Annotated in this window: 8 protein-coding genes; all 8 read left to right on the top strand. The window is 67.7% G+C overall.

Translation table 11 applies throughout. The annotated features are described in order from the left end of the window. Positions 1–378, top strand: a 378-nt coding sequence (locus EQG76_RS22400) for an ABC transporter permease subunit (RefSeq protein WP_159716534.1), incomplete at its 5' end; no start/stop codon positions are given. Then, the gene (locus tag EQG76_RS22395; RefSeq protein WP_159716533.1) at positions 375–1,430 is read left to right on the top strand and encodes an ABC transporter ATP-binding protein; all 1,056 of its coding nucleotides are present in this window, start codon (positions 375–377) and stop codon (positions 1,428–1,430) included. The genes EQG76_RS22400 and EQG76_RS22395, both read left to right, overlap by 4 nt. A 157-nt stretch (positions 1,431–1,587) precedes the next feature. Beyond that, positions 1,588–2,352: a class II aldolase/adducin family protein gene (locus EQG76_RS22390; protein WP_159716532.1), complete on the top strand. Its 765-nt coding sequence runs from the start codon at positions 1,588–1,590 to the stop codon at positions 2,350–2,352. Positions 2,353–2,392: 40 nt separating this feature from the next. Next, positions 2,393–3,976 carry an ABC transporter substrate-binding protein gene (locus EQG76_RS22385; RefSeq protein ID WP_159716531.1) on the top strand — a complete coding sequence of 528 codons (1,584 nt, stop codon included), beginning with the start codon at positions 2,393–2,395 and terminating at the stop codon, positions 3,974–3,976. A 73-nt stretch (positions 3,977–4,049) separates the two neighbouring features. Then, positions 4,050–5,633 carry an ABC transporter substrate-binding protein gene (locus tag EQG76_RS22380; protein WP_200841028.1) on the top strand — a complete coding sequence of 528 codons (1,584 nt, stop codon included), beginning with the start codon at positions 4,050–4,052 and terminating at the stop codon, positions 5,631–5,633. Beyond that, entirely contained in the window at positions 5,626–6,582 is a 957-nt protein-coding gene (locus EQG76_RS22375) for an ABC transporter permease (RefSeq protein WP_159716530.1), read from the top strand. Before EQG76_RS22380 ends, EQG76_RS22375 begins: the two co-directional genes overlap by 8 nt. Continuing rightward, a complete protein-coding gene (locus EQG76_RS22370) occupies positions 6,579–7,412 on the top strand; it encodes an ABC transporter permease (RefSeq protein WP_159716529.1) in 834 nt (277 codons plus the stop codon). The genes EQG76_RS22375 and EQG76_RS22370 overlap by 4 nt, the downstream gene beginning before the upstream one ends. Before the next feature lie 4 nt (positions 7,413–7,416). Further along, positions 7,417–8,716 (top strand): ABC transporter ATP-binding protein (locus tag EQG76_RS22365; protein ID WP_159716528.1); only part of this gene is annotated, 1,300 nt, incomplete at its 3' end.

Raw genomic sequence — 8,716 nt, 5'->3', positions numbered from 1 at the left:
GCATCCATGAGCCAGCTCGACAAGAGCCTGGACGAGGCGTCCTTGACGCTGCGCGCGTCCAGCTTCACCACCATGCGCCGGATCGTCCTGCCGCTGCTCCGCCCGGCCATCCTAGCGGCACTGGTCTACAGCTTCGTGCGCGCCATGACCGCGATCAGTGCCGTCGTGTTCCTGGTGTCCGCCAACTACGAGATGGCCACCACCTACATCTTAGGCCGGGTCGAGAACGGCGAGTACGGCATCGCCGTGGCCTACAGCTCCGTCCTGATCCTGGTCATGCTGGTGGTGATCGGCATCTTCCAGCTGCTGGTCGGCCAGCGGCGGCTCGGCCGCCGCTCGGCCGTGCCGGTGGCCTCGCCCGTGGGAGCAGCTTCGTGAGCGTCGCCAGCGTCCGGTTCGAGAAAGTCACCAAGGCCTATGGCAAGGTGGTCGCCGTGCGCGACGTCTGCTTCGCGGTGGAGGCCGGCACGCTCGTGACCCTGCTGGGCCCGTCGGGCTGCGGCAAGACCACGACGCTGCGCATGATCGCCGGCCTGGAGCTGGCCACCGGCGGGCGGATCTTCATCGAGGGCCAGGACGTCACCCACCTGCCGGCGACCGCCCGCGACGTCGCCATGGTGTTCCAGTCCTATGCCCTGTTCCCGCACATGACCGTGCTGGAGAATGTCGGCTACGGCCTGTCGGTGACGCGGCGGCCCAAGGCGGAAGTGCGCGAGCGCGCCGAGGCGGCACTCGCCACGGTCGGCCTCGCCGGCTATGGCGAGCGCCTGCCGGCCGAACTGTCCGGCGGCCAGCAGCAGCGGGTCGCGGTGGCACGCGCCATCGTGCTGGAGCCCCAGGTGCTCCTGTTCGACGAGCCCCTGTCCAATCTCGACACCAAGCTGCGCCGCAAGGTCCGCGAGGAATTGCGCGACCTGCAGCGGCGCCTGGGCATCACCTCGATCTATGTCACCCATGACCAGGAGGAGGCCCTGGCCGTCTCCGACCGGATCATCGTCATGAACCAGGCGGTGATCGCCCAGACCGGCACGCCGCGCGAACTGTACGAAGAGCCGGCCTCGCGCTTCGTCGCGGACTTCATCGGCGACGCCAACCTCCTGCCCGCGGAGATCGCCCGGGTCGAGGGCGGGCGGGCGACGGTGCGGGCCGGAACCTCGACGCTGGAGCTGCCTAGCCGCGCCCTGCCGCCGGGCGCCGCCACGCTCGCGGTGCGCCCGCACGCGATCCGGGTCCATCCGGAGCCGGTCGAGGCCGCCAACCGGATGAGCGTCAGCCACGCGATCTATCTGGGTAGCCATCTGGAATACGAGCTGGACGGCCCGGTCGGGCATCTGTTCGCGACGGTGCCGGCCGGAGGAGCGATGATCCCCCAGGGTGCCGAGGCCTGGGTGACCTTCGACGAGCGTTCCGTGGCACTGGTGCCGGGCTAGGGTCGGCCGGCGGGCGGCAGCGCGGCCGGATCATCAAGCCTGGCTTGTAGGCGGACAATGTCGCCTTGACGATGCCGCCTGTCCGCATCGCAATTGATCGGGCTTCCAAAACTCGTAAGGTCACTCGGAAGGAACCAATGACGAGGAGGAGGTGCCGGTGCCGGCCGAAAACCACAAGGTCGCGCAGCTCGGTGAGGCGGCGGACGTCCGCAGGCACCGGATCGAGCTGGCCGCAGCCCTCCGCCTCGCCGCGAAGTTCGGCTTCAACGAGGCGATCGACAATCACTTCAGCTTCGCGCTGGACGACGACCGCTTCCTGATCAACGGCTACGGCAAGCACTGGTCGATGCTGACCGCCGCCGACGTGCTGCTGATCGATGGCGACGGCAAGGTCCTGGATGGGGAGGGCGTGGTCGAGGCGACCGCCTTCCACATCCACCGCGCCGTGCATCGCCGCTATGCCCATGCCCGGGCGGTGATGCACACCCACATGCCCTACACGACCGCGATCGCCTGCTGCGAGGGCGGCCGGCTCCTGCCGATCAGCCAGACCTACTGCCTGTTCCACGACCGGATCGGCTACGACGAGAACTATAACGGCATGGGCAACCATGCCCAGGAAGGCGACCGGATCGCCTCGGTCATGGCCGGCCGGCCGGTGGCTCTGCTCGCCAGCCACGGGCCGATCGTGACCGGCCCCACCATCGGCCAAGCCTTCTCCTGGCTCTACTATCTGGAGCGGGCCGCCGAGCTGCAGGTCCTGGCCGAGGGCCGCAACCAGAAGCTGAAACTCCTGTCCGACGAGGTCGTCCAGGTGACCCAGGCCGCCTGGGACGGCGATATCGGCCATCACGACCGGCATTTTGCGGCCCTGATGGCGATACTGGACAAGGAGCAGCCGGAGTATCGCGAACTGCGCTAACACCAGCCGCCGACCATATTGCGCCCCGGGGGAGAATGAGATGAGCCGCTTCGACAGCTATGACCACCTTCTCCGCCAGGGCGCGCTCGACCGGCGCGGCTTCGGGAAGCTCGCTGCGATGCTGGGGGCTGGCGCTTCGTTGGGTGCCCTGTGGCCTAGCATGGCAGGGGCCCAGGAGGAGCCGAAGAAGGGCGGGGATCTCGCCATCGGGATCACCGGCGGGGCCACCACCGACACGCTCAACCCGCTGCCCTCGACCTCCTCGCTCCATGCCGCCACCAACTTCATGTGGGGCAACTGCCTGGTCGAGTACGGCTCCGATGGCTCGGCCGTGCCGGAACTGGCCGAGAGCTGGGAGCCGTCGCCCGACGCGAAGACCTGGAAGTTCAACATCCGCAAGGGTGTCACCTTCCATGACGGCAAGGAGCTGACTGCCGAGGACGTGGTCTGGTCGCTCAACCTGCACCGGGGCGAGAACACCGAATCCGGTGCCGCCGGCTACATGACCTCCGTCACTGACGTGAAGGCGGACGGCACCCATGCGGTGATCATCACGCTCGATTCCGGCAATGCCGACCTGCCTTATCTGCTGACCGACTATCACCTGCTCATCATGCCCAAGGATTCGGAGCTGACGGCAGGCATCGGCACCGGCCCCTACAAAATCACCGAATATGACCCGGGGGTGCGGGTCTTCGGCGAGCTGAACGAGAACTATTTCAAGCCCGGGCGCGGCAACTGCGCCACTGTGGAACTGCTGGCCATCAACGACCCGGCGGCGCGCACGGCGGCACTGCAGACCGGCCAGATCAACGTGATGGAGCGGGCCGATCCGAAGACGGTGGAACTCTTGAGCCGTGCTCCCGGCATCGCCATCCACCGTGCTGCCGGCGGCGGCCACTATCCGCTGTTGATGCGCTGCGATACAGCACCCTTCGACAATGTCGATTTCCGGCTGGGCCTAAAATACGCCGCCGACCGTGAGGACATCGTCGACAAGGTGCTGCGCGGCCTGGGCAAGGTCGGCAACGACCATCCGATCCCGTCCGGCGATCCCTTCTTCGCCAAGAACCTGGAGCAACGGGTCTACGACCCGGACAAGGCGAAGTTCCACATGAAGAAGGCCGGCTATGGCGGCGAGGCGATCCCGCTCTCGACCTCGGACGCGGCCTTCTCCGGCGCGGTCGATACCGCGGTCCTCTACCAGCAGCACGCGGCCAAGGCCGGCATCACCATCGACGTGATCCGTGAGCCGGCCGACGGCTACTGGAACGATGTCTGGATGAAGAAGCCGTTCTCCGTCTCCTATTGGGGCGGGCGGCCCACCGCCGACCTGATGCTGACGGTGGCCTACAAGTCGGACGCCGCCTGGAACGACACGTTCTGGCGCCGTCCGGGCTTCGACAAGATCCTGCTGGAGGCCCGCGCCGAGCTCGACCCGGCCAAGCGCACCGAGATGTATGCCGAACTCCAGGCGATGATCCGCGACGACGGCGGCGCGCTCATCCCGATGTTTAACGATTTCGTGGATGCCGCCGTGGACACGGTGAAGAATTTCGAACTGAGCCCGCAATACGGCCTGGCCGGGATGCGGGCACCCGAGCGCGTCTGGATGGAGGGCTGACCTGCCGCTGCGGTTTGATCGAATATAAGGATTGATACTGCGCCGCCGGGCGCATGGATGAGGGGGGACGAGAATGAATGCTTACAGCGGCTATGATCGCATGCTGCGGCAGGGCGGCTTGGACCGGCGCAGCTTCGGCAAGCTCGCGGCCATGCTGGGTGCGAGCGCCTCGGTCGGCGCCATGCTGCCTGGCGCGGCGCGCGCGCAGGGCGAGCCCAAGAAGGGCGGCTCGGTCGCGATCGGTGCTACCGGCGGCGCCACCACCGATTCGCTGAACCCGCTGCTGGCGACCGCCTCGATCCACCAGCTCACCAGCTTCATGTGGGGCAACTGCCTGGTCGAGTACGGCACGGACGGCTCGGCCGTCCCGGAACTGGCCGAGAGCTGGGAGCCGTCGCCGGACGCCAAGACCTGGCGCTTCAACCTGCGCAAAGGCGTGACCTTCCACGACGGCAAGGAGCTGGACGCCGAGGACGTCATCTGGACGCTGAACCAGAGCCGCGGCGAGGGCAGCCAGTCCGGTGCCGCCGGCATCATGACCCAGGTGAAGGACCTCCGGGCCGACGGCAGCCATGTCGTCGTCGTGGAACTCGAGGAGGGCAATGCCGACCTGCCCTATCTCATGACCGACTATCACCTCGTCATCATGCAGAAGGATTCGGACCCGGCATCCGGCATCGGCACCGGCGGCTACAGGATCACCGAGTTCGACCCGGGCGTGCGGATCTTCGGCGAGCGCAACGAGAACTATTTCAAGACCGGCCGCGCCAACCTTGACAGCGTGGAGATCGTGGGCATCGCCGACCCGGCGGCGCGCACGGCGGCCCTTCAGACCGGCCAGATCCAGATCATGGAGCGGGTCGACCCCAAGACGGTCGACCTGCTGGGTAAGATGCCCGGCGTCACCATCCACCGGGCTGCAGGTGGCGGCCACTATTCCATGGTGATGCGCTGCGACACGGCCCCCTTCGACAACAACGACTTCCGGCTAGGGCTGAAATACGCTGCCGACCGGGAGGACATCCTGGCCAAGATCCTGCGGGGCCTGGGCCGGGTCGGCAACGACCAGCCGATCCCGGTGACTGATCCCTTCTTCGCCGCGGACCTGCCGCAGCGGACCTATGATCCGGACAAGGCTAGGTTCCACATGAAGAAGGCCGGCTATGGCGGCGAAAAGATCCCGTTCTCCACCTCCGATGCGCCGTTCGCCGGAGCGGTGGATGCGGCCGTCCTCTACCAGCAGCACGCGGCTGCGGCTGGCATCAACATCGACGTCATCCGGGAGCCCGCCGACGGCTACTGGAACGATGTCTGGATGAAGAAGCCGTTCTGCTTCACCTTCTGGGGCGGGCGGCCCACCGCCGACATGATGATGAGCATCGCCTATCATTCAAAGGCGGCCTGGAACGAATCCTACTGGTTCCGGCCGGATTTCGACAAGCTGCTGGTCCAGGCCCGCGCCGAGCTCGACCGGCCCAAGCGGGCGCAGATGTATGCCGAGCTGCAGCGGATGATCAATGAGGAGGGCGGCGAGCTCATCCCGATGTTCAACGACTTCGTGGATGCTTCCACCGCCGAGGTGCAGAACTTCGAGCTGACGCCGCAGCTGGGCCTGTGCGGCATGCGGGCACCCGAGCGCGTCTGGCTCGATGCCTGATCTCGCACGCCTGATCGGCAAGCGGCTTCTCCTGGGGCTCCTCACCCTGTTCGCGGTCTCGGTGCTGGTCTTCATCGGCACCGAGCTCCTGCCGGGCGACCTGGCCGAGGTGATTCTGGGCCAGACTGCCACCCCGGAAGCGGTGGCGGCGATCCGCGCCAAGCTGAACCTGGGCGACCCGGCGGTGCTCCGCTACTGGCGCTGGTTCAGCGGCGTGCTGGTGGGCGACTTCGGCAACTCGCTGGCATCCGGGCGGCCGATTGTCACCGTCCTGCTGCCGCGGCTGCAGGCCACCCTGTTCCTGGCGGCGACCGCCGCGGTGATCGCGGTGCCGCTGGCGATTGCGCTTGGCCTGCTCTCGGCGCTCTGGCGCGACCGGACCTTCGACAAGACCACGTCCGCCGCGACACTGGCCGCGATCTCCATGCCGGAATTCTTCATCGGCTACCTGCTGGTCTATGTGTTCGCCGTGCAGCTCGGCTGGTTTCCGGCGATCTCGCGCATCTCGCCCAGCGCCGGCTTCGGCCAAAAGCTCTGGGCGATCGCGTTGCCGGCGCTCACGCTCACGCTGGTGACGACCGGCCACATGATGCGCATGACCCGGGCGGCGGTCGTGCAGGTGCTATCCGCGCCGTATATCGAGATGGCCGAGCTGAAGGGCACGCCGCGTCGGGCGATCATCTTCCGCCATGCCCTGCCCAATGCGATCGGGCCGATCGCCAATGTCGTGGTCCTGAACCTGGCCTTCCTGGTGGTCGGCGTGATCCTGGTCGAAGTGGTGTTCGTCTATCCGGGCATGGGCCAGCTCATGGTGGATGCCGTGTCCAAGCGCGACATCCCGTTGATCCAGGCCTGCGCCATCGTGTTCGCGATCACCTATGTCGGCCTGAACATGCTGGCGGACATCGTCTCGATCCTGGCCAACCCGCGCCTGCGGCATCCGCGATGAGCTTCACGCTGCTGCTGCGGCGGATGCCGTGGATCACCCGGCTGGGCTTGGCGCTGGTGCTTCTGTTCGCCTTCCTGGCAGCGTTCGGCCCCTGGCTGGCACCCTATCCGGAGGCTGAGCCGGTGGCGGATGTCTGGCAGCCGATCGGGACGGCGGGCTTCCCGCTCGGCACCGATACGCTCGGCCGCGACATGCTGAGCCGGCTGCTCTATGGCGCCCAGCGCTCGATCGGCCTGGCGCTGGTGATCACCGTCCTGTCCTTTTCCGTGGGCGCCGTATGCGGCTTCCTGGCAGCCATCGCCGGCGGCTGGACCGACCAGGTGGCGTCGCGGATCGTCGACGTGTTCATGTCGTTCCCGGCGCTGATCCTGGCGCTGCTGGTGCTCTCCGTGATGGGCAGCTCGCTGCCGGTGCTAGTGCTGACCTTGGCCTTCATCGACGGGACCAGGGTGTTCCGCCTGGCCCGCGCGGTCGCGGTCGACCTGAACGTCATGGAGTTCGTCGAGGCAGCCAAGCTGCGCGGCGAGGGGATCTGGTGGATCGCGCGCAAGGAGATCCTGCCCAATGCCCTGCCCATGCTCCTGGCCGAGTTCGGTGTGCGCTTCTGCTTTTCCTTCCTGCTCATCAGCGCGCTCTCCTTCCTGGGCCTGGGCATCCAGCCGCCAGCCGCCGACTGGGGCGGGATGGTCAAGGACAACGCCCAGGCGATTGCGTTCGGCCTGCCGGCACCGCTCCTGCCGGCCGGCTGCATCGCGCTGCTCACCATCTCGGTGAACCTCGTGGTCGACTTCCTGCTCGACCAAGCCTCCCGCCGCTCTCGCCGGGGCTGACGCCATGCTGCTGCAGATCGAGAACCTCCGGATCGACGGCACCGATGTCGACGGCAACAGCGTTGAGATCGTCAAGGGCGTGTCCCTGGAAGTCGACCGCGGCCAGGTATTGGGCCTGATCGGTGAATCCGGTGCCGGCAAGTCCACCATTGGCTTGGCGGCACTGGGCTATGTCCGGCCCGGCTGCCACTTTGCCGGCGGCAGCGTCCGGCTGGACGGGCAGGAACTGGTGGGTGCGCCGATCGGGCAGCTGCTCGGGATTCGTGGCCGCAGGGTCGCCTATGTCGCCCAGAGCGCTGCCGCCGCCTTCAACCCGGCGCACCGGCTGCTCGACCAGGTCTGCGAGGTCCATCGCCGCCATGGCCTGGGCCCGCGCGCGGCAGCGGAGCGGTTCGCGGTCGAGCTGTTCGGCAAGCTGGGCCTGCCGGATCCGGAGCGCTTCGGCCAGCGCTACCCGCACCAGGTCTCGGGCGGCCAGCTCCAGCGGGCCATGACCGTGATGGCGCTGATCACCCGGCCCGACCTCGTGGTGTTCGACGAGCCTACCACCGCGCTCGATGTCACCACCCAGATCGAGGTGCTGGCGGCGATGCGCCGCGCCATCCGCGAGCAGGGCACCGCCGCCCTCTACGTGACCCACGATCTGGCGGTGGTCGCCCAGATGGCCGACCGGATCCTGGTGCTGCGCCATGGCGCTGCGGTGGAACTGGGCGAGACCCGGCAGATCCTGGAACAGCCCCGCCAGGACTATACAAAAGCGCTGGTGAGCGTGCGCCGCGGCGCGCACGAGCGGCACGGCAGCCACGAGCGGTCGGTGGTGCTGGCGGTAGACCGGGTCGATGCCGCCTATGGCGCACAGCAGGTGCTGTTCGACGTGTCGCTGCGGGTCGAGCGCGCCGCCACCGTGGCGGTGGTCGGCGAGAGCGGCAGCGGCAAGAGCACGCTCGCCCGGGTGATCACCGGCCTCCTCCCGCCACGCAGCGGCCGGGTCCGCTTCGGTGGCGAGGTGCTAAGCAACGATCTGGCGGGCAGGAGCAAGGAGCAGCGCCGCCGACTGCAGCTCATCTACCAGATGCCGGACGTCGCGGTGAATCCGCGCCAGACCGTGGCGGAGATCATCGGCCGGCCGCTCACCTTCTATCTCGGCATGCGCGGGGACGCACTGCGCCGCCGTGTCACCGAGCTCCTCGCCCGGATCGAGCTGCCCGCCCATTTCGCCGACCGATTCCCGGGCGAGCTGTCGGGCGGGCAGAAGCAGCGCATCAGCATCGCCCGTGCACTCGCGGCCGAGCCCGAGCTGATCA

The sequence above is a fragment of the Geminicoccus flavidas genome, assembly GCF_009806515.1.
Taxonomy (GTDB): domain Bacteria; phylum Pseudomonadota; class Alphaproteobacteria; order Geminicoccales; family Geminicoccaceae; genus Geminicoccus; species Geminicoccus flavidus.
The sequence above is the reverse complement of the archived record's forward strand: the minus strand, read 5'-3'. Positions and strand labels throughout refer to the sequence as shown.